Source organism: Solibacillus sp. FSL H8-0523 (assembly GCF_038051985.1).
GTDB lineage: Bacteria > Bacillota > Bacilli > Bacillales_A > Planococcaceae > Solibacillus.
This window is the reverse complement of sequence record NZ_CP150291.1, coordinates 3,465,551-3,491,250: the sequence shown is the minus strand read 5'-3', so window position 1 is coordinate 3,491,250 and position 25,700 is coordinate 3,465,551. Positions and strand designations below refer to the sequence as shown.

At 40.6% G+C, this 25,700-nt stretch carries 24 protein-coding genes; 23 read left to right on the top strand and 1 reads right to left on the bottom strand.

The window, feature by feature from the left end; translation table 11 throughout:
* Positions 1–3 precede the first annotated feature (3 nt).
* From NSQ62_RS17455 to NSQ62_RS17435, 5 genes are all read left to right on the top strand, one after another.
* Positions 4–777 (top strand): ABC transporter ATP-binding protein, encoded by a 774-nt coding sequence (locus tag NSQ62_RS17455; protein ID WP_341321356.1) that lies wholly within the window; start codon positions 4–6, stop codon positions 775–777.
* Positions 749–2,683, top strand: coding sequence for an ABC transporter permease (locus NSQ62_RS17450; RefSeq protein ID WP_341321355.1), 1,935 nt, complete (start codon positions 749–751; stop codon positions 2,681–2,683). Before NSQ62_RS17455 ends, NSQ62_RS17450 begins: the two co-directional genes overlap by 29 nt.
* A 137-nt stretch (positions 2,684–2,820) precedes the next feature.
* Positions 2,821–4,371: a fatty acid--CoA ligase family protein gene (locus NSQ62_RS17445; RefSeq protein ID WP_341321354.1), complete on the top strand. Its 1,551-nt coding sequence runs from the start codon at positions 2,821–2,823 to the stop codon at positions 4,369–4,371.
* A gap of 790 nt (positions 4,372–5,161) precedes the next feature.
* On the top strand, positions 5,162–7,135 hold the full coding sequence (locus tag NSQ62_RS17440) for a S9 family peptidase (RefSeq protein WP_341321353.1): 1,974 nt from the start codon (positions 5,162–5,164) through the stop codon (positions 7,133–7,135).
* 213 nt (positions 7,136–7,348) lie between these two features.
* Positions 7,349–7,987, top strand: a complete 639-nt coding sequence (locus NSQ62_RS17435; protein ID WP_341321352.1) for a VTT domain-containing protein — start codon at positions 7,349–7,351, stop codon at positions 7,985–7,987.
* Between the two features lie 94 nt (positions 7,988–8,081).
* Here the strand turns inward: NSQ62_RS17435 and NSQ62_RS17430 are convergent, their stop codons facing one another.
* Positions 8,082–8,858 carry an enoyl-CoA hydratase-related protein gene (locus NSQ62_RS17430; RefSeq protein WP_341321351.1) on the bottom strand — a complete coding sequence of 259 codons (777 nt, stop codon included), beginning with the start codon at positions 8,856–8,858 and terminating at the stop codon, positions 8,082–8,084.
* Between the two features lie 89 nt (positions 8,859–8,947).
* Here NSQ62_RS17430 and NSQ62_RS17425 point away from each other — a divergent pair, with 89 nt between their 5' ends.
* The 18 genes from NSQ62_RS17425 (at position 8,948) to rapZ (ending at position 25,696) form a co-directional block, all read left to right on the top strand.
* Positions 8,948–10,189 (top strand): EAL domain-containing protein, encoded by a 1,242-nt coding sequence (locus NSQ62_RS17425; protein WP_341321350.1) that lies wholly within the window; start codon positions 8,948–8,950, stop codon positions 10,187–10,189.
* A 120-nt stretch (positions 10,190–10,309) separates the two neighbouring features.
* Positions 10,310–11,173 carry a YitT family protein gene (locus NSQ62_RS17420; RefSeq protein ID WP_341321349.1) on the top strand — a complete coding sequence of 288 codons (864 nt, stop codon included), beginning with the start codon at positions 10,310–10,312 and terminating at the stop codon, positions 11,171–11,173.
* A 55-nt stretch (positions 11,174–11,228) separates the two neighbouring features.
* Positions 11,229–11,546: a cytochrome c551 gene (gene cccB / locus NSQ62_RS17415; RefSeq protein WP_341321348.1), complete on the top strand. Its 318-nt coding sequence runs from the start codon at positions 11,229–11,231 to the stop codon at positions 11,544–11,546.
* A 137-nt stretch (positions 11,547–11,683) separates the two neighbouring features.
* On the top strand, positions 11,684–12,622 hold the full coding sequence (hprK, locus tag NSQ62_RS17410) for an HPr(Ser) kinase/phosphatase (RefSeq protein WP_341321347.1): 939 nt from the start codon (positions 11,684–11,686) through the stop codon (positions 12,620–12,622).
* A gap of 35 nt (positions 12,623–12,657) precedes the next feature.
* Entirely contained in the window at positions 12,658–13,524 is an 867-nt protein-coding gene (gene lgt / locus NSQ62_RS17405; RefSeq protein ID WP_341321346.1) for a prolipoprotein diacylglyceryl transferase, read from the top strand.
* 408 nt (positions 13,525–13,932) lie between these two features.
* Positions 13,933–14,574, top strand: coding sequence for a pyrophosphatase PpaX (gene ppaX / locus NSQ62_RS17400; protein ID WP_341321345.1), 642 nt, complete (start codon positions 13,933–13,935; stop codon positions 14,572–14,574).
* Positions 14,575–14,577: 3 nt separating this feature from the next.
* Positions 14,578–15,111 carry an acyltransferase gene (locus NSQ62_RS17395; RefSeq protein ID WP_341321344.1) on the top strand — a complete coding sequence of 178 codons (534 nt, stop codon included), beginning with the start codon at positions 14,578–14,580 and terminating at the stop codon, positions 15,109–15,111.
* 280 nt (positions 15,112–15,391) lie between these two features.
* Positions 15,392–16,552, top strand: a complete 1,161-nt coding sequence (locus tag NSQ62_RS17390) for an ATP phosphoribosyltransferase regulatory subunit (protein ID WP_341321343.1) — start codon at positions 15,392–15,394, stop codon at positions 16,550–16,552.
* Positions 16,553–16,554: 2 nt separating this feature from the next.
* Positions 16,555–17,178: an ATP phosphoribosyltransferase gene (gene hisG, locus NSQ62_RS17385; protein WP_341321342.1), complete on the top strand. Its 624-nt coding sequence runs from the start codon at positions 16,555–16,557 to the stop codon at positions 17,176–17,178.
* Positions 17,179–17,191: 13 nt separating this feature from the next.
* A complete protein-coding gene (gene hisD / locus NSQ62_RS17380) occupies positions 17,192–18,472 on the top strand; it encodes a histidinol dehydrogenase (RefSeq protein WP_341321341.1) in 1,281 nt (426 codons plus the stop codon).
* Position 18,473: 1 nt separating this feature from the next.
* On the top strand, positions 18,474–19,064 hold the full coding sequence (gene hisB, locus NSQ62_RS17375) for an imidazoleglycerol-phosphate dehydratase HisB (RefSeq protein WP_341321340.1): 591 nt from the start codon (positions 18,474–18,476) through the stop codon (positions 19,062–19,064).
* Positions 19,061–19,678: an imidazole glycerol phosphate synthase subunit HisH gene (gene hisH / locus NSQ62_RS17370; RefSeq protein ID WP_341321339.1), complete on the top strand. Its 618-nt coding sequence runs from the start codon at positions 19,061–19,063 to the stop codon at positions 19,676–19,678. The genes hisB and hisH overlap by 4 nt, the downstream gene beginning before the upstream one ends.
* The gene (gene hisF / locus NSQ62_RS17365) at positions 19,672–20,430 is read left to right on the top strand and encodes an imidazole glycerol phosphate synthase subunit HisF (protein ID WP_341321338.1); all 759 of its coding nucleotides are present in this window, start codon (positions 19,672–19,674) and stop codon (positions 20,428–20,430) included. The genes hisH and hisF overlap by 7 nt, the downstream gene beginning before the upstream one ends.
* Positions 20,427–21,050: a bifunctional phosphoribosyl-AMP cyclohydrolase/phosphoribosyl-ATP diphosphatase HisIE gene (hisIE, locus tag NSQ62_RS17360; RefSeq protein WP_341321337.1), complete on the top strand. Its 624-nt coding sequence runs from the start codon at positions 20,427–20,429 to the stop codon at positions 21,048–21,050. Before hisF ends, hisIE begins: the two co-directional genes overlap by 4 nt.
* 214 nt (positions 21,051–21,264) lie before the next feature.
* The gene (locus tag NSQ62_RS17355) at positions 21,265–22,791 is read left to right on the top strand and encodes a tetratricopeptide repeat protein (protein WP_341321336.1); all 1,527 of its coding nucleotides are present in this window, start codon (positions 21,265–21,267) and stop codon (positions 22,789–22,791) included.
* 77 nt (positions 22,792–22,868) lie between these two features.
* Positions 22,869–23,813: a thioredoxin-disulfide reductase gene (gene trxB, locus NSQ62_RS17350; RefSeq protein ID WP_341321335.1), complete on the top strand. Its 945-nt coding sequence runs from the start codon at positions 22,869–22,871 to the stop codon at positions 23,811–23,813.
* Between the two features lie 515 nt (positions 23,814–24,328).
* The gene (locus tag NSQ62_RS17345; RefSeq protein ID WP_341321334.1) at positions 24,329–24,799 is read left to right on the top strand and encodes an 8-oxo-dGTP diphosphatase; all 471 of its coding nucleotides are present in this window, start codon (positions 24,329–24,331) and stop codon (positions 24,797–24,799) included.
* Positions 24,800–24,814: 15 nt separating this feature from the next.
* Positions 24,815–25,696, top strand: a complete 882-nt coding sequence (gene rapZ, locus NSQ62_RS17340) for an RNase adapter RapZ (RefSeq protein ID WP_341321333.1) — start codon at positions 24,815–24,817, stop codon at positions 25,694–25,696.
* The last annotated feature ends 4 nt before the right edge of the window (positions 25,697–25,700 follow it).

Genomic DNA, 25,700 nt, shown 5'->3' with positions numbered 1-25,700 from the left:
TCTATGTCGATCTTACAAATACATGAAGTAACGAAAGTGTACGAAGGCAAAGTGACGAAGCGTGCGCTCAATCAGCTGAGCTTTGAAGTGGAAAAGGGCGAATTTATTGCGATTATGGGGCCATCTGGGAGTGGAAAAACAACGCTGATGAATGTCGTGTCGATGATTGATGTTCCCACATCTGGTGACGTGATTTTTGATGGTATGAAGCCACAAACATTCACGAGTGATGAGCTTGCTTATTTTCGTCGGAGACAGCTTGGGTTTGTATTTCAAGACTTTAATTTATTACCGACGCTCACGGTTGAAGAAAATATTATTTTACCCTTAACACTAGATGAACAGCCAATTGCCTTAATGGAAGAGCGTCTCGCTTATTTAAGTGAAAAGCTCGATTTAACACAAATTTTGCATAAGCGCCCGAATGAAATTTCAGGTGGACAAGCACAGCGTACGGCGATTGCACGCGCACTCATTCACGAGCCGATGCTCATTTTAGCAGATGAGCCTACTGGCAATTTAGATTCAAATGCATCACGTGAGGTGTTAGAGCTTCTAAGTAATATGAATAAAGAAAATAAGGCGACGATTTTAATGGTGACGCATGACCCAATCGCAGCGAGCTATTGTGATCGTGTCATTTTTATAAAGGACGGCGAATTTTTCAATGAAATTTATACAGATGAACGTCGTCAAACCTTTTTCCAACGTATTTTAAACGTACTCAGCTTATTAGGGGGACATGTCGGTGACTTTTCTTCAATTCGCTTACCGTAACGTTTTCCGTAACTTCCGAAATTACGCTGCGTTTTTCATGGCCAGCTTTTTTTCGGTTTTTGTGTTTTTTATTTACTCGATGCTTATGTTTCATCCGGAAATAGAAAGTGGCTTTTTAGGAGAAGTATCTATTGCGGGCATGGTATTTGCAGAAATTATCTTAGTGCTGTTTTCATGGTTTTTTATTTTTTATTCGCTGCGGGCCTTTTTAGAAGCGCGTACGAAGGAATTTGCGATATTGTTACAGCTCGGTATGGATCGGCATCAGCTTGGAAAGTTAATTTTCATTGAAACGATGACAATCGGGCTGTTTTCGTGTTTATCGGGCATTGTGTTTGGCTATGCCTTTTCGAAGTTTTTCTTCATGATTGTGCGTGAAATTTTGAATCTATCGGCATTGCCCTTGTATTTATCGTGGGAGCCATTTGTATTGACACTGTTTGTTTATTTAAGCGCATTCATTGTTATTTCAACAATTAGTATGCTGTTTATTCCGGATTTGAAAATTCGCGATTTAATTCGTGGGCAGCAGTCTGTTACTATCGAATCCACGTATTCAAAGCGCCATGCGATTTTTGGAATTGGGTTAATTGCAATTGGCTATAGCTTGGCACTATTTACTACGAAATCATCTTTATTCACGTATACGCTCCTTATTCCAATTTTTGTGACGTTTGGGACGTATTACTTCTTTACGGATACGACATTGCTTATTCTCGACCTGGTGAAGCGTAGAAAGCATATTTATTGGAAGCGTTCTCGTCTCTTGTCTATTGCAGAGCAGGTACAAGTGCTGCGCATTAATTCGCGCATGTTTTTCATTGTGACGCTTGTCTCGACGCTGGCGTTTTTAACGGTAGGCATCTTGTCGGCGATGTCATCGTATACATCGCAGTACGATAAACTTAATCCAATCGGCATTATTTATAAAGGGGAAGTAGACAACCCATATGAAGTAGAGCATGTATTGTCGCTTATTGAAGAGTTAGAAGAGGGCGACATTAGCTATCATATGACGCGTTTTTCCGTTGTGCGTCAAACGTCTACCTTCACCTCTAATCCCGTAGAAATATTCCGAGAGACGGATATTAACCACCTGCTGTTTTCGTATAAATACCCGCTTGTCAGCTTAGAGCGCGGTGAAGCGATGTTTATTCCATATTCGGAGGATTCAATTAAGGAGCTACGCGAGACGGTTGTGCATACGGTGTTAAAGGAAAATAGTGTGCCACTTACGATTAATAGCGTATATCCAAAAATGTTTTTCCCGGCTGCGATGATTAGCAGTAACTCGATCATTATTAGCGATGAGGATTTTGCAAAGCTTGAAAAAGACTTCGAACGCTCTCCCAATGTGGAGCCAGGCTATCATTTATTTACGTTTGATATTCCGAACTGGACTGAAACGGAATTCATTGGGTTAGGTATTCAGCAAATGGTCGCAAGAGAATACGTATTAAACGATGAATATTCACTACCCTTTTATTTTGAAAATGCAGGTTTAAATTATTCTTATATATTAGCGACGTATTCGTTACTGACACTTGTTGGCATTTTAGTAGTGGCCGTATTTTTACTCGCATCGGGCAGCTTTGTTTATTTCAAAATCTATGCCAACCTTGATCGTGAAAAGAAACAATTCGATACACTAAGAAGGATTGGATTAACCGATAAGGAAATGAAACGACTTGTGACACGCAATTTAGTCATTCAATTTTTCCTGCCGTGGGGATTAGCCCTTGTGCATAGTGCATTTGCGTTTTATGTTGTACAGACGGTATTAAATGATGTGATGAACTTATCTATTGTAAAAGAACTCATTTTTGCATTTACCTGCTTTAGCTTTATTCAAATTGTGTACTTTTTCTTAATTCGCTGGCGCTATATTTCACATATTAAAGGATAGTTTTCAACTAAAATATTCACATTAGGAACAAAATTTAAGTATAAAAGAGATTTTTGTATTGTTTTATTAATATACTTATTTTATAATTCTACTAAAGTGAATATTCTTTCATTTCACGCATAAAGGGGATGGGTGTATTGAATTTAGTTGAAAAAGTAAGGCAACAAGCTTTCGAACAACCAGAAAAAACAGCGTATCACTTTTTAGGGAAGGGCACATCTTACGGAGAGCTTGAGCAAACGATTGCTCGCTTTGCAGGTGCGCTAGAGGATATGGGTGTACAAAAAGGGGATCATATCGCCTTTTTACTCGGCAATACACCGCATTTCATCATTAGCTTATACGCGTCAATGCGTATTGGGGCAGTCGCGATTCCGGTGAATCCGATTTATACGCCAGATGAAATTTCATACATTTTAAAAAATGGTGATGTGAAAGTTGTCATCGCGCTAGACTTATTATTACCGCTTGTGGAAGCAGGGGTGCAAGGATTACCACAAGTAACAAATTACATTGTTTGTGAAACGACACCGGATATTGGAGAGAAATATGCCGCATTATCAGACGGTGCGAAAGCCAAAACAACATTATTTACACAAGTGTTAGCAGGGTCTTCGCGTTCGGTGGACCCGGTTGACGTGTCGCCAGATGATACCGCAATTATTTTGTATACATCGGGTACAACGGGGCATCCAAAAGGCGCGATGCTGACGCATAACAATTTATATTCAAACGCACGTGATATTGGGGACTATTTAAAAATAACAACGGATGACCGTATTATTGCGACTCTGCCTGTATTCCACGTATTTGCGTTAACGGTAGTTGTCAATGCACCATTAACGCGCGGGGCGACAATTCTTCTAGCTCCACGCTTTAGCCCAGTGGAAATTTTTGATTTAGCGGCGGCTTACAAAGCAACGGTATTTGCAGGTGTTCCGACGATGTTTAATTTCTTGTATCAATTTGATGGTGGCGATGTAAGCGCATTCTCAAATTTACGCTTAGCCATTTCAGGTGGTTCTTCGTTACCTGTATCCCTGTTACATAACTTTGAGCAGAAGTTTAATGTACGTGTATCAGAGGGTTACGGGTTATCAGAAGCATCACCGGTTACGTGCTTTAACCCAATCGACCGTGAGCGCAAGCCCGGCTCAATTGGACCGTCAATTGTTAACGTAGAAAATAAAGTTGTTGACGAAAACGGAGAGGAAGTTGCAGTTGGAGAAGTGGGCGAATTAATCGTACGCGGACCGAACGTCATGAAGGGCTATTATAAAATGCCAGAAGACACAGCTGCAGCTATTCGTGATGGTTGGTTATACACAGGCGATCTAGCGCGTAAAGATGAAGAGGACTATTTCTACATCGTTGACCGCAAAAAGGATTTAATTATTGTCGGTGGGTTCAATGTATATCCACGTGAAGTGGAAGAAGTGCTTTATTCGCATAATGGAATTGTTGAAGCAGCAGTAGTCGGCTTCCCAGATCCAAACTTCGGTGAAGCCGTACACGCGTATGTCGTGTTAAAAGATCCGACAGTTACAGTCGAAAGTATTAAAGAATACTGCGCGAAGCATATTGTAAAATACAAAGTACCGTCAGTTATCGAAATTTTAGATGAGCTACCAAAAAACACAACCGGCAAAATTCTGCGCCGTACGCTAAAAGAAGCAACAAAAGCATAATGTCTGACACCTATTGCACCGTAAAACTGTAATAGGTGTTTTTTTGGAGTAGAATTTTAGTTCATCACCATACCTCGGGGTGTTTTTCGTATAAAGTTTTGCATTTTTATTGGCGGGCAACGGCATGAAAGCGTTAGAGCCACGTCGTACGTGTCTCTACCACTTTCTCTAATGCCGCATGCGAGGCCCGCCAATCATAAACTTTTACTTTCGTTATAAAGTAAAGTAAAAACAAAAAATCAAGCCGCTTGCGCTATCGCGAGGCGGCAGATGGTAAAAAAGTTATTCTTTCTAAATTAAATGTACTTAATTAAAGCTGTGCTGATTGAAAATTCATTTATTGAAAGGTTCTTTTATATTACCGTTTGATATAAGTAGCACTATTTTAAAAGGGACATGCTATGTTTCATCATTTTTTACAGAATCCGGCTTTATTCCAAAGTAGAGTGATGCGGAGCGAAGGGTGAGTTCTCACTAAACTTGCTTCGAAAAATAGAGTTGTACGGAGTGAAGGAGCGGACTTCTAGGGGATTAAGCGTACGCGGAAAATCCACTTTTGATGCCACCGTAAGAGGCATCAAAAGTTAGTTGGAGCCACGCCCCCAGAAAAGCCTGCCCCGGAACGAAGTGCAACGGACGCGAGCTTAAAATTATCTCAATTCAACGCGTTATCCCCGTAGCGCAGCAGAATGGCTCTGAACTTAGGGGGATGAACCAGAATTTTGAAATTTCAATTAAAAAATGATAAGCTTTTTGTATTACGAAATCCGAAATAGTTGAGGGGTGCCTTATGACAAACTTTGTAACAAAAGAAAGCCTATTTGAATTGCAATCAATCACCAACCCGATTTTAGCGCCAAATGAACAACAAGCGTTGTTTATTCGCACACAAATCAATGAAAAAGAAAACAACTACAATGCGCATTTATTTCACATTGAGCTTGAGTCAGGTGAGATTACGCAGTGGACTTATGGCAACGAGCGCGTATCAAGTCCGGCTTGGTCACCAAACGGCAAAAAGGTTGCATTTTTAGCAAAGCGCGGCGACAAGCAACAGCTATACATATTAAATAGCCGCGGTGGGGAAGCAGAGGAAGTGACAACCTTACCAAACTGCGTCAATTCATTTTTATGGAGCCCATGCGGTGAAAAAGTGTGGATAACGACATCTGTTAAAAAAGGGTTAGCGATTACCGATGAGGAAGAGAAGGATGACAAAAAATTCCCGAAAGCTTATGTCGTTGGCAAAATGAAGTACAAAGCAGATAGCATCGGGCTTCTACCTCAAGAACGCTATGCCCAAATCGCTCTTGTCGACGTCGCTTCAAAAGAAATAACGGCATTTACAGATGAACCGTATTCGCACAGCCTACAAGGTATTTCACATGATGGCAAAACACTTGTCATGGCGGTAAACCGTGTCGACAATACAGACGACGTATTCCGTACACCGCTTTATTTAGTAGATGTGGAGACGAAAGTTGAAACACTACTAATCGATGAAGACGGCTATTACGGAGACACGGCATTTTCATTTGATGACCGTTATATCGCGTTTGGTGGTGCCGATCTTACGTTTAAAAGCGCAACGCATGGTCATGTGTATATTTATGATACACAAACAAAAGCCACACAAAAACTAACAGAAATGTTTGATGCGCCAGTAGGGGATTACGCGGTCGGTGATACGCAGCAAGCGGCCTCTGCACCAACAGTAATGTGGACAGAAAACAATGATTTATACTTCCAAGTATCCACAGAAGGCGATGTGCGTTTGTATTATGCAACGCTTGAAGGCGCCCTGTACCCAGCATCACCAGAGCAGGAGCATGTGTACGGCTACGCGATTTTCAAAAATGGTAACCGCGCATTAATGACGGTCTCGAATCCAACATTCCCTGGAGAGCTGTTTGATTTTGATATTACAACAGGTGAGCGAAAGCAATTAACACACTTTAACGCTGCATTTTTAGAGAATACTACCTTATCATCACCTGAAGCAATTGTTTATACGGCACAGGATGGGTTAACTGTTCATGGCTGGATGATGAAGCCGGCAAACTATGTAGAGGGCGGAAAGTACCCATTGATCGTCGAAGTACATGGGGGGCCGCATACACTTTATGCGAATACCTTCTTCCATGAAATACAGTTACTTGCTGCACAGGGCTACGGGGTATTATACGTAAATCCACGCGGTAGTCATGGTTACTCGCAAAGCTTTGTCGATGCAGTGCGCGGTGATTACGGTGGTGGAGACTACCGAGATATTATGGACGGCGTAGATTACGCGTTAGCCAACTATGACTGGATTGACGAGTCGCGTTTAGGTTTAACTGGCGGTAGTTATGGTGGCTTTATGACAAACTGGGCGGTTGGTCATACAAATCGCTTTAAAGCAGCTGTTACACAACGCTCAATCTCGAACTGGATTAGCTTTAACGGCGTTTCAGATATCGGCTATTATTTCGCAGAATGGCAAATGCTTGCCGACATGAATAATGTTGAAAAGTTATGGCATCATTCACCTTTAAAATACGCTGCCAATGTAGAAACACCGCTTCTGATTTTACATAGCGAACGCGATTTCCGCTGTCCAATTGAGCAAGCAGAGCAGTTTTACATTACGTTAAAACGAATGGGCAAGGAAGTAGGATTTGTACGCTTCCCTGAAAGTGATCACAATTTATCACGTACAGGCATTCCAAGCTTACGCGTAGAGCGTTTAGCACAAATTACGGGCTGGTTTGACAAGTATTTATAAAAAGAAATGTTGGGTATCCACATTCGTGGGTACCCTTTTCATATTGTTCATAATGACGCTCTAATATTACAGTTTTGTAAATTTGATTAGCAAAAGACTGATTGTAGCAACAATTAAACAAGGAATGCGTCTTTACTAAGTAGAAATAAATAACGGTCACTTTCATAGTATGATAAAATAAAAAAATAATTTAGTAGAAAAGAGAGAATAACGATGTCAATCATTTATGGGTTAATTGATTTTATTTTACACATTGACGAGCATCTTGTTGATATTATCCAACAGTTTGGCAATTGGTCATATGGGATTTTATTTAGCATAGTATTCGTTGAAACAGGCGTAGTCATTATGCCGTTTTTACCGGGGGATTCGCTATTATTTGCGAGTGGTACACTTGCTGCTCTAGGCGCATTTAACTTATATACACTATTAATCGTGTTCTTCGTAGCAGCTGTAATTGGAGATACAGTCAATTATCATATTGGGCATAAAGTAGGGATGTCGATTCCGGAAAATAGCTTTATCGGTCGCGTCATTAATCGTGAGCGTTTAGAAATTGCCCAAAATTTCTTCAATAAGCATGGTGGTAAAACAATCGTTATTGCCCGCTTCATGCCATTTATTCGTACGTTCATTCCCTTCGTTGCAGGGGCAAGTCGTATGCATTATCGTTACTTCCTTTTTTACAACGTACTTGGCGCATTTTTATGGGTGATGAGCTGTACGTTACTGGGCTACTTCTTCGGAAATATTCCAATTATCAAAGATAACTTCTCAGTTGTATTAATTTTAATTATTGTAATTTCAGTATTACCTGCAATTATCGGTGCGTTAAAAGCGCGTAAAAAATAATAAGTAAGGGCATCGCTAATGTTGTTTAGCGATGCCCTTTTATTTCGTGAAAATAATAAGAAATTGAAATTACTGATAGGAGAAGAATAATAAATTATTTCCCCTTAAATTGTGGGGATCTTTTTTCGGCAAAGGCGTTTAGTGCTTCAATTCGGTCTTCTGTTGGAATCGTTAACTCATAGGCTTTGCGTTCGATTTGTAAGCCAGTTTGAATATCCGTTTTGATGCCTTGCTTTACAGCGAATTTCGCCTGCTGAATAGCTATGGGGGCATTTTTTAAAATCGCTGCTGCAAACGCTGTAGTTACTTCTTGAAGCTGTTCACGCGGTGCCACTTTTGTGAGTACGCCGTATTGCAGTGCTTCAGCAGCAGTCATGCGCTTAGCGGTTAAAATCAATTCAAGTGCCTTTGCCTCACCGATTAAGCGCGGTAGTCGTTGTGTACCACCAGCACCAGGAATAATCCCGAGACTCGTTTCAGTTAGGCCAAGTGTAATGCTATCTGCGGCAATTCGGAAATCGCAAGCAAGTGCAAGCTCTAGACCACCGCCAAAAGCGTAGCCATTTAACATACAAATTGTAGGCTGTGGCAATTGCTCGATTAACGTAAATACCTCGCCAAATCGATTTAAATTGCGCCGAACGAGCGAATCCGGAAGTGTTTTGCGTTCCTTTAAATCTGCACCAACCGAAAATGCTTTATCGCCGGCTCCTGTAATAATTACAAGACGAATATCGGGATGGATATGAATGGATTCAATCACCTTACGTAATTGCTCAAGCATGTCAAAATTAAAAGCGTTTAACATTTCAGGACGATCTAATGTAACATAAGCGATGAAATCTTTTTGTTCATATTTTACAGTATTCACATCGTTAACCTCCTATATTTTGTTAATCTATTTTATAGTACAATGAGAGATAAGAAAAAGACAACGATATATAGAAGGGGTAATGTAACGTGGAAGTTTTTATCGGCAGGCAACCTATATTTAATCGCGATGAAGAAATCGTAGCGTATGAACTGTTATATAGAAATAGTCATGTCAATCAATTCCCAAAAATGGATTCAGATAAAGCAACCATTGATGTGTTAATCCATTCATTTTTAACAATTGGCATTCAGGAAATTTCAAATGGCAAACCCTCTTTTATCAATTTCACAGAAAATTTACTTATGCAAGATGAGCTCGATTTTTTAGATTCAACAAAAGTGGTTGTTGAATTATTAGAAAATGTTCCGATTACGCCCCCATTAATCGAGCGATTACGTAAGTTAAAGGAAAGAGGCTTCAAAATTGCTTTAGATGATTTCATAATGGATGAAGCGATACTAATTTATGATGAGTTATTCGAGCAGGTAGACTATATAAAAATTGATTTTTTATTATCTAGTGAACAGCAACGAAGTGTCGTAGAGAACAAAGTGAAATCGACATTTCCGCATATTAAATTACTCGCAGAAAAAGTGGAAACGCGCGAGGAATTTGAAAGCGCTAAGCATGCTGGGTATTCATTATTTCAAGGGTACTTTTTTCAAAAGCCTCAAATTATACAAGTTACCGACATACCGGCCAATTTACTTCAATATTTTCAAATCATTTCATTACTAAAAGATGACAAAACGAGCATCAATCTAATTGTAGAAAATATTGAGCGTGAAATTTCGTTAACCTATCGTTTGTTAAAGCTTATTAATAATTTGACGAAGCGTCCTAAAGCTAAAATAAGGTCAATTAAGCAAGCGATTTTGCTTCTAGGTTTAACAGAATTGCGTAAGTGGATCTATTTATTAGCGATGTATGAGTCTGAAATTCAACAAAAGAGTGATGTGTTCAATGAATTAATGTATGCTTCATTATTTAGAGCGAAGCTGTGCGAAAAATGTGCACGCTTAAATCGTAAAGCGAATTATTCGGAGTATTTTTTAGTCGGATTGTTTTCATTAATAGATGTATTATTAAAGAGTCCGATGAATGCGGTTTTAGTTCAGCTTCCCTTATCAGAAACAACCTTAGAAACGATTGGTGGAGCCAAAACGGACATGACGCCGTATTTACAATTTAGTGTGGCAGTTCATCATCTCAATTGGCAACAAATTGAGCCGTTAGCGCAGCAATTAAATATTTCAATAGAAAAAGTACTACCGATGTATGAAGAAGTAAAGGTATGGGTCGATGAAGCCATGCTTATGACTAAATAAGGAGCTATTTTCGTGCGAAATGCGCAAAATTAGCTCCTTTTCCTTTAACGTAATGAAGTTCTCTTTTTCATTTGAATTTGCTATAATTCAATGGAATTTGGAAAAGAAGTGAGGATTTTCATGGGAAAAACAGCGTATCAATCGCGTAATTCAGTAAAACATGTCATACAGGAATATATATTTGTTATTGTTGGTGCGGCGGTCATTGCACTTGGCTTTAATGTGTTTTTATTTCCGAACCAAGTCGCTTCAGGCGGTGTGAGCGGAATTAGTACGATTTTGCACGGGATGTTTGGCTGGAATGCTGGGCTTGTGCAATATGCGTTTAATATTCCATTATTTATTGCCGGTGTATTTGTACTAGGTAAAAAATTTGGTGTGAAGTCTTTAGTTGGTACATTAGCGCTACCGTTATTCGTTATTTTAACGGGTGATTGGGAGCCGTGGACGTTAAATCCACTGCTTGGCGCTATTTTTGGCGGGATCGTTGTCGGCTTTGGTATTGGTCTAGTGTTTAAAGGGAACGCTTCTACGGGCGGTACGGACTTGTTAGCACAAATTATTACGAAGTACACGGGGCTTACGCTCGGGACAAGTGTTCTGTTAATTGACGGAATTATCGCCGTGAGTGCGGCCATTGTCTTTGATATAGAAAAAGGGCTGTATGCGTTAATCGGTCTTTATGTCACGACAAAAACGATTGATATCGTGCAGCTTGGTTTTAGTCAGTCGAAAATGGTATATATTATTACGCAAAAGGAAATTGAAGTACGTGATGCCATCTATAAAGAAGTAAACCGCGGGATTACCAAGCTACCGGCAATCGGTGGTTATACAGGAGAGGATCGTCCTGTATTGATGGTCGTTGTGTACCAAACAGAGTTCACAAAGCTGAAACAAGTGCTAAAAGACGTTGACCCACAAGCATTTGTCATCGTTTCAGATGCTTATGAGGTGTTGGGTGAAGGTTTCAAACGAGCATAAATTTGTTATACTATGGAATAGATAGACAAATGTTTCAATTTGGAGGGGTTTCTGAATGAAAAAAAGCTTACTTTCAACGATTGTATTAGGTTCAGCACTATTTTTAGCAGCATGTGGTGGCGGAGACGATTCTTCATCAACTGGAGAAACAGCAGAGCTAGACGGAAAAAAAATTGTACAACAATCTTGTGCAACGTGCCACGGTGGTCAATTGCAAGGTGGTAACGCGCCAGCACTAGATAAATTAGGGGCTAAGTACTCTGAAGAAGAAATTTTAGACATTATTTTAAACGGTAAGGATCGCATGCCTCCAGGTTTACTAAAGGGAGCAGAAGCCGAAGCAGCAGCTGGCTATTTAGCAGGATTGAAATAATTTACAAATGAGAACGATGGAGCACATGTGCTTCATCGTTTTTAAATTCAAAAAATTAGAGCTGTAATCTATAGCAATTGTTTTTTCCATGTTAAAATACACATGAGATGTAATAAAGATGGGAGCTTACCAAATTTATGATTCAAGTAATTACAAAAGATGTCATGGAAAAATTCCAGCTGGAGTTAGTGAGCGGAGAAGAAGGTATTGGACGCTATATTTCAACAAGTGATATTTCACGTCCTGGACTGGAAATGGCCGGTTATTTTACACATTACCCAGCCAATCGAGTCCAACTATTAGGCAAAACCGAGCTTTCATTTTTTGAAATGCTCCCGAAAGAAGAAAAGATTAGTCGTATGAATCGTCTATGTTCAGATGAAACACCGGCGATTATTATTTCGCGTGGCTTGGAAGTACCACAGGAATTAATTGAGGCATCGAATGAAAATCATGTGCCCGTTCTTGTTTCAAATCAAACGACAACACGTTTTTCCAGCCGTTTAACAAACTATTTAGAAGGTAAGCTAGCACCAACAACAGCGATGCACGGAGTTCTTGTAGATGTGTACGGTATTGGTGTGCTGATTATGGGGAAAAGTGGCGTTGGAAAAAGTGAAACGGCACTAGAACTTGTAAAAAAAGGGCATCGTCTTGTTGCAGATGATAGCGTCGAAATTCGTCAAGAGGGCGAAAATATGTTAATAGGGAATGCCCCGCCACTATTGGAGCACCTGCTTGAAATTCGTGGTATTGGCATCATTGATATTATGACGTTATTTGGCGCAAGTGCGATTCGTCCATTTAAACGGATTACATTAATCGTCGAACTGGAAAACTGGGATCCTGAACGCTTTTATGATCGTCTAGGATTAGATGAGGAAAAAATGAAAATTATCGATACCGAAGTGACGAAGCTGACAATTCCTATCCAGCCTGGTCGAAATGTCTCGGTAATCATTGAAGTAGCTGCGATGAATTATCGTCTGAAAAAGATGGGTGTTAATGCAGCTGAGGAATTTTCGCGTCGTTTAGATGATATGCTCGTTGCAGGCGATGAAATGGATGATTTTTAAGTTCTAAAACGAGAACGAGTTGAAGGGAGAATATTATGTCATCAGTAGTTTTAGCAATTAACCCAGTGGCCTTTCACTTAGGACCGATTCCAGTGAACTGGTATGGGATTTTAATCGGATTAGGAATTGTACTTGCCTACTTTTTAGCACAGCGTGAATCCATGCGTCACGGGTATGATTCGGAATATATTGCCGATTTATTAATTTGGGCCGTACCGATTTCGATTTTAAGTGCGCGTATTTATTACGTGACGATGAAGTGGGATTATTACAGTCAGAATCCAGGACGCATTATTGAAATTTGGAATGGTGGGATTGCCATTCATGGTGCGTTAATTGGTGCGTTTATTGTGGCGTATCTATTTACAAAAAAACGCAAAACAAGCTTTTTACACTTAGCGGATATTGCCGCACCAAGTATTTTAATCGGGCAAATTATCGGCCGTTGGGGCAACTTTGTGAACCAAGAGGCCTATGGTGGTCCGGTAAGTCGTACGTTTTTAGAAAATCTATTTTTACCAAACTGGATTATCGAGCAAATGTACATTAAAGAAGATGGTACATATGTGCATCCAACATTTTTATATGAGTCGTTATGGAATATTATTGGCTTTGTTATTTTATTGTTCGCGCGCAAGTGGAATTGGCGCCGCGGGGAAATGTTCTTCTTCTATTTAATGTGGTATTCGTTCGGCCGATTCTTCATCGAAGGATTACGTACCGACAGCTTATACTTAGTGGGCGATTTACGTTCAGCACAAGTCGTGTCGATTCTTGGATTTGCGATCGGTTTAATTTGTATCATCTACCGCCGTATGAATGTGAAACCCGCTGTGCGTTATTTAGATAAAGATCCTGGAACAAAACCAGCAGCAAAGAAAAAGCAAAACAAAAAGAAATAAGTGAGGAGACCGTTTGCAGTTGATGCGAACGGTTTTTTAAAAAAGAAGGTAGAATTCTTTATTAAGTTAAGAGCGCAATATCAAGCCGCTTGCGCTATCGCGAGTTGACCAACACATTCGCTTCAACGAAAAGAGTTGTGCGGAGTGCAGGGGCGGACTCCTTGGCGATTAAGCGTGCGCGGAAAATCCACTTTTGATGCCGCCGTAAGAGGCATCAAAAATTAGTTGGAGCCACGCCGCCCGGAAAGCCTGCCCCAGAACGCAGTACAATGGACGCGGGCTCAAAAGCAACTCGCTTCAACGCGTTTCCCCGTAGCGTAGTAGAACGGGTTCGATTTCAAGGACCTATTCTATTTATTAAAATTTATCATCCCTAACCTGTAGTGATGAACAAGAAAGAGGTAAATAATGAAAACGACAGCGCTGTTATTTGATTTTGATGGAACGCTACTCAACACGAATGAGTTAATCGTTCAAACATTTATGCAGATTTTTGACGAAAAATTTCCCGGAAAATATTCGACACAAGACTGCTTACAATTCATTGGTCCGTCATTAGAGCAAACATTTGACGAAATAACACCAGGTGAAACCGAAGCGATGATTGCGAAGTACAAAGAATGGAACGCGGCAAATCACGATGCACTTGTAACGGGCTATGACGCGGTCCTGGAAACACTAGAAGAACTTCATGCAATGGGTATCAAGCTAGCCATTGTGTCGACAAAAAGTAGTGAGGGCTTAGCGCGCGGCTTAAACATATTAAAAGCCACACATTTATTTGAAGTCATTGTCGGCGCGGATGATGTCGAGCATGTAAAGCCACATCCAGAACCGGTATTATTGGCACTTGAAAAGCTAGGCGTATCAAAAGAACAAGCCATCATGATTGGCGACAATTCGCATGATATTGAAGGTGGGAAAAATGCAGGTGTGCGTACAGCAGGTGTCGCATGGTCAGTAAAAGGCGTCGACTATTTAAACCGTTACGAGCCAACCTACATGCTGCATCATATGCGTGATTTACTTAACATTGTGAAAGGGGAATAAGCGATGAGAAGAACCGAGCGTTACCGCGTGCAAGGCGCGAATTCATTATGGAATGTATATGAGACGGTTTCGTTTTGGAAAATTATGAAGTGCTTCACGGTTATTCAAATCGGCCGTATTACACCATTTTTAAAGATGAAAAATTGGATGTATCGTACTTTTTTAAAGATGAAGATTGGTAAGCAAACCTCATTGGCGTTAATGGTTATGCCTGATTCGATGTTCCCTGAGCGCATTTCAGTAGGTGATAATACAATTATCGGCTTTAACACAACGATTTTAGCGCATGAATATTTGATTGAAGAATATCGTTTAGGCGATGTTGAAATTGGCAGTCAGGTGATGATTGGTGCGAATTCGACCATTTTACCAGGTGTGAAAATCGGAGACGGCGCCATTGTATCGGCTGCAACGCTTGTTCATAAAGACGTACCCGCTGGAGCAATGGCAGGCGGTAACCCGATGCGTATTATTTTTACAGCAGAGCAAATGGCGGAACGAAAACGTAACGACCAACCCATTTGGCACAATGAATAACGAAAAAGCAAAACCTTGAAAATGGAGGTTTTGCTTTTTTCATGTAAAAAAGTTCTAACAATAGCGCACAATTTAACTGGTCGTATCTAAATGATTAACAAAGTGATGTATAATAAAATGATATGTCAGAAAATTAAATGTAATGTTTCTATTAAGAATAGGTTGACGATAATGCATTATAGCAGTAAAATACTTTCATACATTAGTAATTCATCACTCTAGCGTAGTAAAGTGATATTTCGGAAACAGAACTATTATTAAGAGTTTAGGATGTGTCAAAATGTCATCGATAAAAATGTTTGAAAAACCCCTTGGGATGCGCGATACATTTCCCAATATTTACGAAAAATTAGAGCAAATTCGAACGTCGGGTCGCGAGCTTTTACGTGCGCGTGGCTATGAATTTATTAAAACGCCATCTGTCGAGTATTACGATACAGTTGGTAAAGCATCGGCTATTTCAGATGCACGATTATTTAAATTAGTCGACAGCCAAGGCAACACCCTTGTCCTACGACCAGATATGACAACTCCGATTGCGCGTGTCGCAACATCAAAATTATTAAAAGAAAAAATTCCACAACGCTTAGCGTATTTTGCGAACGTTTTCCGCGCACAACAGCGTGAAGGTGGAAGCCCTGCAGAGTTCGATCAAATGGGTATTGAGTTAATCGGCGATGCAAGTGTTTATGCGGATGCAGAAGTCATTATGACGGCGATTGATTTAATCAAAGTCTACAATATTGAAGATTTTAAAGTAACAATCGGTCATGCCGGTGTACTGAGCTGTATTTTAAAGGATTACACCGAAAGCGAAGAGCAAGCGCAGCAATTAAATGAGCTACTTGTAAAGCGCAATTACGTAGGCTTTGAAGAAGCAGTACTTGCATTTGATTTACCAAAAACAAAATCGGATGCCTTACTTGCTTACATAGATGAAGCAATTAGCTTACCTTCCATTGAAGCAATCGAAAAATATGTACGTAAAAATGATGCACTTGAATATATGCGTAACCTAGGGCGTATTTTAGATGCGGCCGGTTATGAATCATACATCGCGTTTGATTTTACATTATCAAGCCATATGAGCTATTACACAGGCATGCTATTTGAAGTGTTCGCAACAGGCAGCGGATTCCCATTAGGTAACGGTGGACGCTATGACGGCTTACTAGAGCATTTCGGTTCGAAAGTCGGAGCAACGGGCTTTGGCTTACGCGTGGACCGTGTATTCGAAGCGATGCCGAAAATCGAAATTAAAAATAACGAAGTGCTTGTTTTATTCGCAGCGGAACGTTTCACAGAAGCGTTAGCACAAGTAATAGCACTTCGTGAACAGGGAAATCTTGTGACATTCCAAGCCTATGAAGGTATTGAAGATGTGAATGCACTTAAGGCCCATTATAAAGTAATCAATGAATTTAAAAGCAGGGAGGCATAAGCATGAAACCGTTAACGATTGCGATGCCAAAAGGACGCATATTTGAAGAAGCATATGTGATGTTACAAGAGGCAGGCTTTAACCTTCCTGAAGAAGTCGAGATGTCTCGTAAATTAATGATTGAAATTCCAGAAGAACAAATTCGCTTCATTTTAGCAAAACCAATGGACGTACCAGTTTATGTGGAGCATGGTGTCGCCGATATCGGCATTGCCGGAAAAGACGTGTTACTCGAACAAGCGCGTACGGTACATGAGCTACTTGATTTAAAAATCAGTGAATGCTACATCGCATCAGCTGGTTTACCAAACACGACAATGAACGAAATCGCACCACGTATCGCGACAAAATATCCAACGATTGCGATGAAATATTATAAAGGTATTGGCGAGCAGGTTGAAATTATTGAACTAAACGGTTCTATTGAGCTTGCGCCAATGATTGGCCTAGCAGATCGTATTGTTGATATTGTCTCAACAGGTCGAACATTAAAGGAAAACGGCTTAGTCGAATATGAGCGTATTGCGGAAGTGTCATCCCGCTTAATCGCCAATCCAGTGAGCTACCGCATGAAGAGTGAGCGTATTCAAGATTTAGTAACACGCTTAAAAAAATGTGTGAAATAAGAGGTGCTTCGATATGAAAATTACAGCATTAACAAGTGAGATTTCGTTAAAACGCCAGCTTGAGCAAGGCAACGAGCAGCAATTACAAACCGTACGTGAAGTCATTGCAGACGTTCGTGCGAAAGGTGATGCGGCGATTAAATACTATAGTGAAAAATGGGACGGCTTCGCACCAGAAAACTTGCGTGTGTCCATGCATGAAATCACAGAGGCTGTGAATCATTTCGACCCACAATTAGTACAAGATTTACAAGAAGCAGCGGACAATATCCGTCTTTATCATAATGAACAAAAGCGTAATGGTTTCCAGTTACCACTTCAAGATGGCTCTTATTTAGCACAGCGTATTACCGCGCTTGATGCAGTAGGTCTTTATGTACCAGGTGGCTCGGCGGCTTATCCATCTTCGGTATTAATGAACGTTATTCCAGCACAAGTTGCAGGCGTAAAACGAATCGTTATTACATCACCTGCCGGAAAAGACGGCAAGCTTCCAGATGCAGTACTTGTAGCAGCACATATTTTAGGGGTAACGGAAATTTATAAAGCAGGCGGTGCACAGGCCATTGCCGCATTAGCATACGGCACAGAAACAATTGCAGCGGTTGATAAAATTACCGGCCCAGGCAATATCTTCGTTGCATTAGCGAAGCGTGAGGTGTTCGGAGAAGTGGCGATTGATATGATTGCTGGTCCTTCTGAAATTTGTGTGTTAGCCGATGAAACGGCATATGCGGACGAAATCGCAGCCGACTTGTTATCACAAGCAGAGCACGATGCATTAGCTTGTGCGGTACTCATTACCACGAGCGATGATTTAGCCGACGAGGTTGCAGAGCAAGTTGAAATTCAGTTAAAAAAATTACCGCGTGAAGCGATTGCACGTAAAGCAATTGAAAACTTCGGTCAAATATATGTAGCAGAATCAATTGAACAAGCGGTTGCTGCAGTCAATTCATTAGCACCAGAGCACTTAGAAGTCGTAACAGAAAATGCAGAAGAAGTTTCTGAAATGATTACGCATGCTGGCGCGATTTTCATTGGTCGCTATAGCTCAGAACCAGTGGGCGACTACTTTGCAGGAACAAACCACGTATTACCAACAAATTCAACAGCACGCTTTGCAAGTGGCTTAAATGTCGATGATTTCATTAAGCGCACGAGCGTTGTGTATTATAGCGAAAAAACATGGCAACAAAATGCGCCAAAAATTGCCCGCCTAGCACGTCTTGAAGGTTTAGAAGGTCATGCACGTGCAGTAGAATCACGCGGCTGGATTAAAGGAGACGAATAACATGCGCTTTGCGAAAATTGAACGAAATACGAATGAAACAAAAATTGCAGTGGAACTAAACTTAGATGGGACAGGCCAAGCTGAAATTAAAACGGGCGTTGGCTTTATGGACCATATGCTAGACCTATTTATTAAGCACGGTTTATTTGATGGGAAAATTATTGCCAATGGTGACATATGGATTGATGATCACCATACTACAGAGGATATCGGGATCGTATTAGGACAAGTATTCCGTGAAGCATTAGGCGATAAAAAGGGCATTAAACGCTACGGCAATGCTTTTGTTCCAATGGATGATGCATTAGCGCAAGTTGTGGTCGATTGCTCAAACCGTCCACATTTAGAATACCGCATCACACCGTCATTAAATGCGAAGGTCGGCAATTTTGATACGGAATTAGTGCATGAATTTTTGTGGAAGTTTGCGCTTGAAGCACGCATTAACTTACATGTCATCGTGCCATATGGTCACAATACACATCATATTATCGAAGCAATCTTTAAAGCATTAGCACGTGCATTAGATGATGCTGTTCAAATTGACCCGCGCGTAAAAGGCGTGCCATCAACGAAGGGGCTGTTAACGTGAAGATTGGCGTAATTGATTACGGTATGGGCAATCTATTTAGCGTCGAGCAAGCATTAAAAAAGCTGGATGCACAAGTGATTGTCACAAGTGATAAAGCACAGCTACAAGCAGTTGATGCGCTCGTATTACCAGGCGTTGGCGCATTTCCCGATGCGATGAAACGTTTAGCAGAGACGGATTTAATCGACTTTATTAAAACAACAAACAAGCCGCTATTAGGTATTTGCTTAGGCATGCAGCTGTTATTTGAAGAAAGCGATGAAGTAACACCGACAAAAGGGTTAGGCATTTTCACAGGTCGTATCCAGCGCTTTGAAGGGGTGTCACGTATCCCGCACATGGGCTGGAACAACTTAGAGCTGCAGCAAACACCAAATTGGTTAAACGAGCAAGCATTACCAGAAGCACGTCATGTGTACTTTGTGCATTCATTTTATGCGAGTGCTATGAACAAGGAAGAGCTTGTCGCGTATGCGGATTATGAAAACGTAGAAGTACCTGGGATTGTGGCGAAAAATAACTTTACCGGCATGCAGTTCCACCCAGAAAAATCGGGTCAGTTTGGCGTGCATTTACTAACAGCGTGGGCGAAGGGAGTCATGAGTGTATGTTAACAAAACGAATTATTCCATGCCTTGACGTAAAAGAAGGTCGCGTAGTAAAAGGGATCCAGTTTGTTGAATTACGCGATGCAGGTGACCCAGTTGAACTTGCGAAGTTTTATGACGAGCAAGGGGCAGATGAACTCGTATTTTTAGATATTTCTGCATCTCATGAAGGCCGCGAAACAATGGTCGATGTTGTACGTCAAACCGCATCTGCACTCGCGATTCCATTCACAGTAGGTGGTGGGATTCGCACATTAGATGACATGAAGCGAATTTTGCGTGCAGGTGCTGATAAAGTATCAGTGAACACATCCGCATTAGAGCGCCCGGAGCTTATTAAAGAAGGCTCAGATTATTTCGGCGCACAATGTATCGTGTGTGCGATTGATGCACGTTTTTCTGAAGAAGATGGCACATGGATGGTGTACACGCATGGTGGCCGTAATAAGACAGAGTGGCAGGTAATTGAATGGGCAAAAGAAGCAGTTCGACTTGGCGCGGGTGAAATTTTACTGACGTCCATGAACCAAGATGGTGAAAAATCAGGCTTTGATTTAGCCTTAACAAAAGCGGTACGTGAAGCTGTAACCGTACCAGTCATTGCAAGTGGCGGTGCTGGTAACGCTGAGCATTTCCGTGAAGTACTACAAGATGTTGATACAGATGCCGCACTGGCTGCGAGTATTTTCCACTATAAAGAAACGAGCGTAGCTGAAGTGAAAAGCTACTTACAACAAAAAGGGGTCCAAGTCCGATGAACGTAAAATTTAATGAGCAAGGATTAATTCCTGCAGTAATCCAAGACGCACAATCAAAAGAAGTATTAACAGTAGCTTACATGAACGCAGAATCTTTACAAAAAACAATTGAAACAAACGAAACATGGTTCTTCTCACGTTCACGTAATGAACTGTGGCACAAAGGCGCAACAAGTGGCAACACGCAAAAAGTGGTGTCAATTAAAGCGGACTGCGATCAAGATGCATTGGTTATTGAGGTCGTTCCAGCGGGTCCAGCTTGCCACAACGGCACAACATCATGCTTTACAGAAACACTTGTAGACAACGAACGCCCAGGCTCTGTTGGCATTTTACCAGAACTTGCAAACGTCATTAAACAACGCGAAATTGATATGCCAGAAGGTGCGTATACAACGTACTTATTCGAAAAAGGCATCGATAAAATTTGTAAAAAAGTCGGCGAAGAAGCAACAGAAGTTGTAATCGGCGCGAAAAACCGTGACGCAGAAGAAGTGAAATGGGAAGCAGCGGATTTAATGTATCACTTATTAGTGTTACTACAAGAACAAAAAGTAGATGTTTATGAAGTATTAGATGTGCTACAAAAACGTCATGAAGGTAAAAAACCACAAAAATAATCCGTGAAATCCAAAGTAGCTCCATGCACTAATAATGAGGGAAGGGAAATTCCCATTGCTTAAAGTTTCGCTTTATGACATTAGATGTGAATATGCTATAATAATAGGAATGAATTAAGGGACGACATTATGCTCGTTCCTTATTTCTTTGTGTAAAAACAAAATAAACTTTCATATATAAAAAGCGAACGGAAAATGACTCGGAGGAATTTTATTGGAAAATAAACGTTTAAAAGAAAAAGCTACAAATGTCGTGTCGTTTGTTCCGAATGGTGATTATTATTACAATAAAGCATTAAAAGCAATAGATCGTGATGAAATGGATAAAGCGTATAAGTATATTAAGCGCGCGGCTGAGTTAAGCCCAGATGACGCGCACGTGTTACTACAATATGGCATTTTAGAAATGGAATTACAAAACTTTGATCATGCGTATGAGCTTATTCACACGGCATACAGCATGGAACCGAACGAGGCGGAAATGGTGTTCATGCTAGCAGAAGTGTCAGGTTGTATCGGGCATATCGCAGATGCGCAAAAATACGCGGCAAAGTATTTAGAAATGGAGCCAAATGGTGCTTATCTTGAAGATGCTGCAGAGATTTTAGATTTTGTTGATTTTGTAGCAGAAGATATCGAGGACATGGATGAATTTGAAGGGGCAAAAATTGTTGCGCAGGAAAAGGCGCGTCGTTTAATGGAAAAAGGTGACTTTCAACAGGCGATTGAAGTATTAGAGCAAACAATTGAGGAATTTCCAGATCTATGGAATGCCTATAATAATTTAGCGCTTGCTTACTTTTATATCGGCGAGGCAGAACAGGCCCGCGCGTTATTATATAAAGTACTGCGTGAAAACAAAGGCAACTTACATGCCCTCTGTAATTTAGCGGTATTTGCTTATTATGATAAAAATATAGAAGAGCTCGAAAGTTTACTCGCATTACTCGTGAAAATTCAGCCATACGATTGGGATAACCGCTACAAATTAGGGGCGACATTCGCACTTGTTGGTGAATATGAACAGGCGTATAAATGGTTACGCTCGATGAGTAAGCGCGGCTATGAGGGTGACACAGGCTTTTATTTTTGGCTTGCACAGTCCGCCTATTTTTCAGGGCATGAACAAATTGCCAACGAATCATGGCAAACGCTTATTAAAATGGACCCTTCAAAAGAAGGCTTAGAACCTTGGATAAAAGGCGAGGATGGACGCTTACGTAATTCAGCGGAAAACCACCGTGAATTTATTATCCGTCAGTTATCGGATGAACATGAATCGAGCCGACTGTTTGGTCTGTTTTTATTGAAGCGTTCTGCGCATAAGCAGGAAATTGTCGCACATCCTACATTACTGAATGTGCCAAATTTTTCAGCTCTCGAAAAGTTAAGCTTAGCCTACGCATTAGACTATGAGTTTAACAAGGCGAGCAAAGAAGAAATGGCATTCATGCGCTTTATGCAGGTGGCCGAATTAATCGTCGAAACCAATGGCGCGATTAAGATAGAAGTCGCACAAATTTTAAGTACCTGGTTTGCGCTTGGCGAAATGGCGTTCAAGCAAGACTATGCATTTAAAAACTGTGCAGCGCTTGCAGCAGCAATTGAATATTCATTCCATGTGGCATTAGACAATAAAATCACAAAAAAGGAAATGGCGACAAAATACGGTATTTCCACATCGACATTATCGAAATATAATGATGAACTATATAATTTCGTACCAATTGACTCTGAATAAGCAGTAAAGTTGTATTTATCACGTTTATCTTATACGATAAATACTAGATATTGGTATAGGTAAGAGGAGGATTTTTTATGTCAGAAGAAAAAATTTATGATGTAGTCATTATCGGAGCAGGTCCAGCAGGGATGACGGCAGCGGTTTATACATCTCGCGCAAACTTATCAACATTAATGATCGAACGCGGTATTCCTGGTGGTCAAATGGCATCAACAGAAGCTGTAGAAAACTACCCAGGTTTTGATACAATTTTAGGGCCAGAATTATCAACAAAAATGTTCGAACATGCGAAAAAATTCGGTGCACAATACGCATATGGTGATGTATCAGAAATCATCGACGGCGAAGAATATAAAACAATTATTTCAGGTAAAAAACAATATAAAACACGTACAATTATCATTTCAACAGGTGCAGAGTACAAAAAACTAGGGATTCCAGGCGAAACTGAGCTTGGTGGCCGTGGTGTAAGTTACTGTGCCGTGTGTGACGGTGCGTTCTTCAAACAAAAGAACTTAATCGTTATCGGTGGTGGTGACTCGGCGGTAGAAGAAGGAATTTACTTAACACGCTTTGCGGATAAAGTAACAATCGTTCACCGTCGCGACAAATTACGCGCCCAAAAAATCATCCAAGATCGCGCATTCGCAAATGAAAAAATCGACTTCATTTGGAATACAACGATTAAAGAAATCCACGAAGTAGATGGCAAAGTAGGGAAAGTAACGTTAGCATCAACAGAAGATGGTACGGAAACACAAGTGGCAACAGATGGTGTCTTCGTATATGTTGGGATGCTACCATTAACGACACCATTTGTTCCGTTAAACATTGTCAATGAAGCGGGCTATATCGTAACAAACGAAAAAATGGAAACAGCGGTGCCAGGTATTTATGCAGCAGGTGACGTTCGTGAAAAAATGCTTCGTCAAATTGTTACAGCAACAGGCGACGGCAGTATCGCAGCACAAGCAGCACAGCATTACGTAGAAGAATTAAAAGAAAAATTCCCGCAATAATTCTTTAACATAAATGTAATCGAATCGTTACAAAGATAGGGTATACTAAACATAGAAATTCGTTTAACCCCCTTATATCCTGATTCGCCTTAAGGTTGTTTCGAGCGTAAAGCGCCGAAGCAACCTCTTTTTGTGATGATTAGGTTCATCATAATTTGAAGCTCACTATAAATAGCAATCTAATGATTTAAAGCACACTTAATTAAGGAAGTGAAACCACCGCCTCGCGATAGCGCAAGCGGTAGTATAATGCATTCTTAACTTTATAACGAAAGCGAAATTTTTGTATTGGCGGGCCTCGCATGCGGCATTAAAGACAGTAGTATGGACACGTACCACGTGGCCATAATGCTGTCATGCCGTAGCCCGCCAATAAATAAGGAAACCTTTATACGAAAAAAAGCTCCAAGATAAACTATTGCGTATACATTAACTGGAATCGCGCTCTTTTACTGAATGCATAGGACAAGGTATAATAGAAATAAGCTTAGATGAAAAGAACTGAGGTGTTACGTATGCAACGTATTACGAATTTATTAGCAATAAAAGATGGAAAAGTGCTACTCCTTCAAAAACCGAGACGCGGGTGGTTTGTAGCGCCAGGAGGCAAAATGGAGTTAGGTGAATCCATCTTCGAATCCGCTATACGCGAATTTCAAGAAGAAACAAACTTAACACCAAAAAATGTTCATTTAAAAGGTGCATATACAATGGTCATTAAAAACGGCGATACTGTTGTGGATGAATGGATGCTCTATACGTTTGTTGCCCATGATGTGGAAGGCACGCCATTTGTTGAAACGCGCGAAGGGATTTTAGGTTGGCATCCAATTGCTAGTCTAAACGAGCTTCCGATGGCAGAGGGCGACCGACCCAATTTATTATTTGCAGCGTTAAATAAAGGGATGCAGTATGGTACATTTGAATATACAGAGGATTTTGAACTGATTAGCAAGAAAATCCAAAATTCGATTGAAGAAAAATAGAGGAGATGAAATGCTGTGGGTAGTCTGAGCTATACACATGAGTTGGTTATTATTACGGGAATGTCCGGGGCAGGGAAAACTGTAGCAGTTCAAAGTTTTGAAGACTTAGGCTATTACTGCGTTGATAATTTACCGCCAGAATTACTCATTACGTTTTTAGCGCTAATGAAGGATTCTGAAAAGAAAATTACCCGCATTGCTGTTGTAATGGATTTACGAGGGCGAGAGTTTTTTGACTCATTAATTGAAACATTAGATGTTCTTCTAGAAGAAGAAGATTTACTCGCGCGTATTTTATACTTAGATTCAGACGACGCGACACTGGTGCGCCGTTATAAAGAATCACGTCGCTCACACCCACTAGCGCCTCAAGGATTACCGCTTGAAGGGATTCAACTAGAGCGTGAATTATTATCTGAGTTAAAAGGTCGCGCGAAAACTGTTGTCAATACATCATCGCTAAAGCCACGTGAATTACGCGACCGTATCGTGAAAGAATTTGATAACCAAAACAGTCCAACCTTTTCATTGAATGTCATGTCATTTGGCTTTAAGCATGGCATGCCGATTGATGCCGATTTAGTATTTGATGTCCGCTTTTTAAAAAATCCATATTATGTGGAAGAGCTACGTCCTAAAACAGGTCTCCAAACAGAAGTATCATCGTATGTTTTAGCGACGGAGGAAACGCAACAGTTAATTGCAAAGTTAACTGACTTGTTTACCTTTATGATTCCACAGTACCGTAATGAGGGTAAATCACAGCTTGTTATTGCATTTGGCTGTACAGGTGGTCAGCATCGCTCTGTTACGCTTGCAGAATATTTTGGTAAGCTATTAGCGAAAAACGATCAAGTTGTGATTACACATCGAGATATCAATCACAGGAAGGATTGATTGC

Excerpts from the sequence above, each read along its gene's own strand:
- NSQ62_RS17345 (WP_341321334.1), top strand. The coding sequence starts at position 24,329 with ATGCAACGTATTACGAATTTATTAGCAATAAAAGATGGAAAAGTGCTA.
- hisF (WP_341321338.1), top strand. The coding sequence starts at position 19,672 with ATGTTAACAAAACGAATTATTCCATGCCTTGACGTAAAAGAAGGTCGC.
- ppaX (WP_341321345.1), top strand. The coding sequence starts at position 13,933 with ATGAAAACGACAGCGCTGTTATTTGATTTTGATGGAACGCTACTCAAC.
- trxB (WP_341321335.1), top strand. The coding sequence starts at position 22,869 with ATGTCAGAAGAAAAAATTTATGATGTAGTCATTATCGGAGCAGGTCCA.
- cccB (WP_341321348.1), top strand. The coding sequence starts at position 11,229 with ATGAAAAAAAGCTTACTTTCAACGATTGTATTAGGTTCAGCACTATTT.
- NSQ62_RS17390 (WP_341321343.1), top strand. The coding sequence starts at position 15,392 with ATGTCATCGATAAAAATGTTTGAAAAACCCCTTGGGATGCGCGATACA.
- NSQ62_RS17455 (WP_341321356.1), top strand. The coding sequence starts at position 4 with ATGTCGATCTTACAAATACATGAAGTAACGAAAGTGTACGAAGGCAAA.
- hisG (WP_341321342.1), top strand. The coding sequence starts at position 16,555 with ATGAAACCGTTAACGATTGCGATGCCAAAAGGACGCATATTTGAAGAA.
- NSQ62_RS17435 (WP_341321352.1), top strand. The coding sequence starts at position 7,349 with ATGTCAATCATTTATGGGTTAATTGATTTTATTTTACACATTGACGAG.
- NSQ62_RS17440 (WP_341321353.1), top strand. The coding sequence starts at position 5,162 with ATGACAAACTTTGTAACAAAAGAAAGCCTATTTGAATTGCAATCAATC.
- NSQ62_RS17395 (WP_341321344.1), top strand. The coding sequence starts at position 14,578 with ATGAGAAGAACCGAGCGTTACCGCGTGCAAGGCGCGAATTCATTATGG.
- NSQ62_RS17420 (WP_341321349.1), top strand. The coding sequence starts at position 10,310 with ATGGGAAAAACAGCGTATCAATCGCGTAATTCAGTAAAACATGTCATA.
- lgt (WP_341321346.1), top strand. The coding sequence starts at position 12,658 with ATGTCATCAGTAGTTTTAGCAATTAACCCAGTGGCCTTTCACTTAGGA.
- hprK (WP_341321347.1), top strand. The coding sequence starts at position 11,684 with ATGATTCAAGTAATTACAAAAGATGTCATGGAAAAATTCCAGCTGGAG.
- hisB (WP_341321340.1), top strand. The coding sequence starts at position 18,474 with ATGCGCTTTGCGAAAATTGAACGAAATACGAATGAAACAAAAATTGCA.
- hisIE (WP_341321337.1), top strand. The coding sequence starts at position 20,427 with ATGAACGTAAAATTTAATGAGCAAGGATTAATTCCTGCAGTAATCCAA.
- hisD (WP_341321341.1), top strand. The coding sequence starts at position 17,192 with ATGAAAATTACAGCATTAACAAGTGAGATTTCGTTAAAACGCCAGCTT.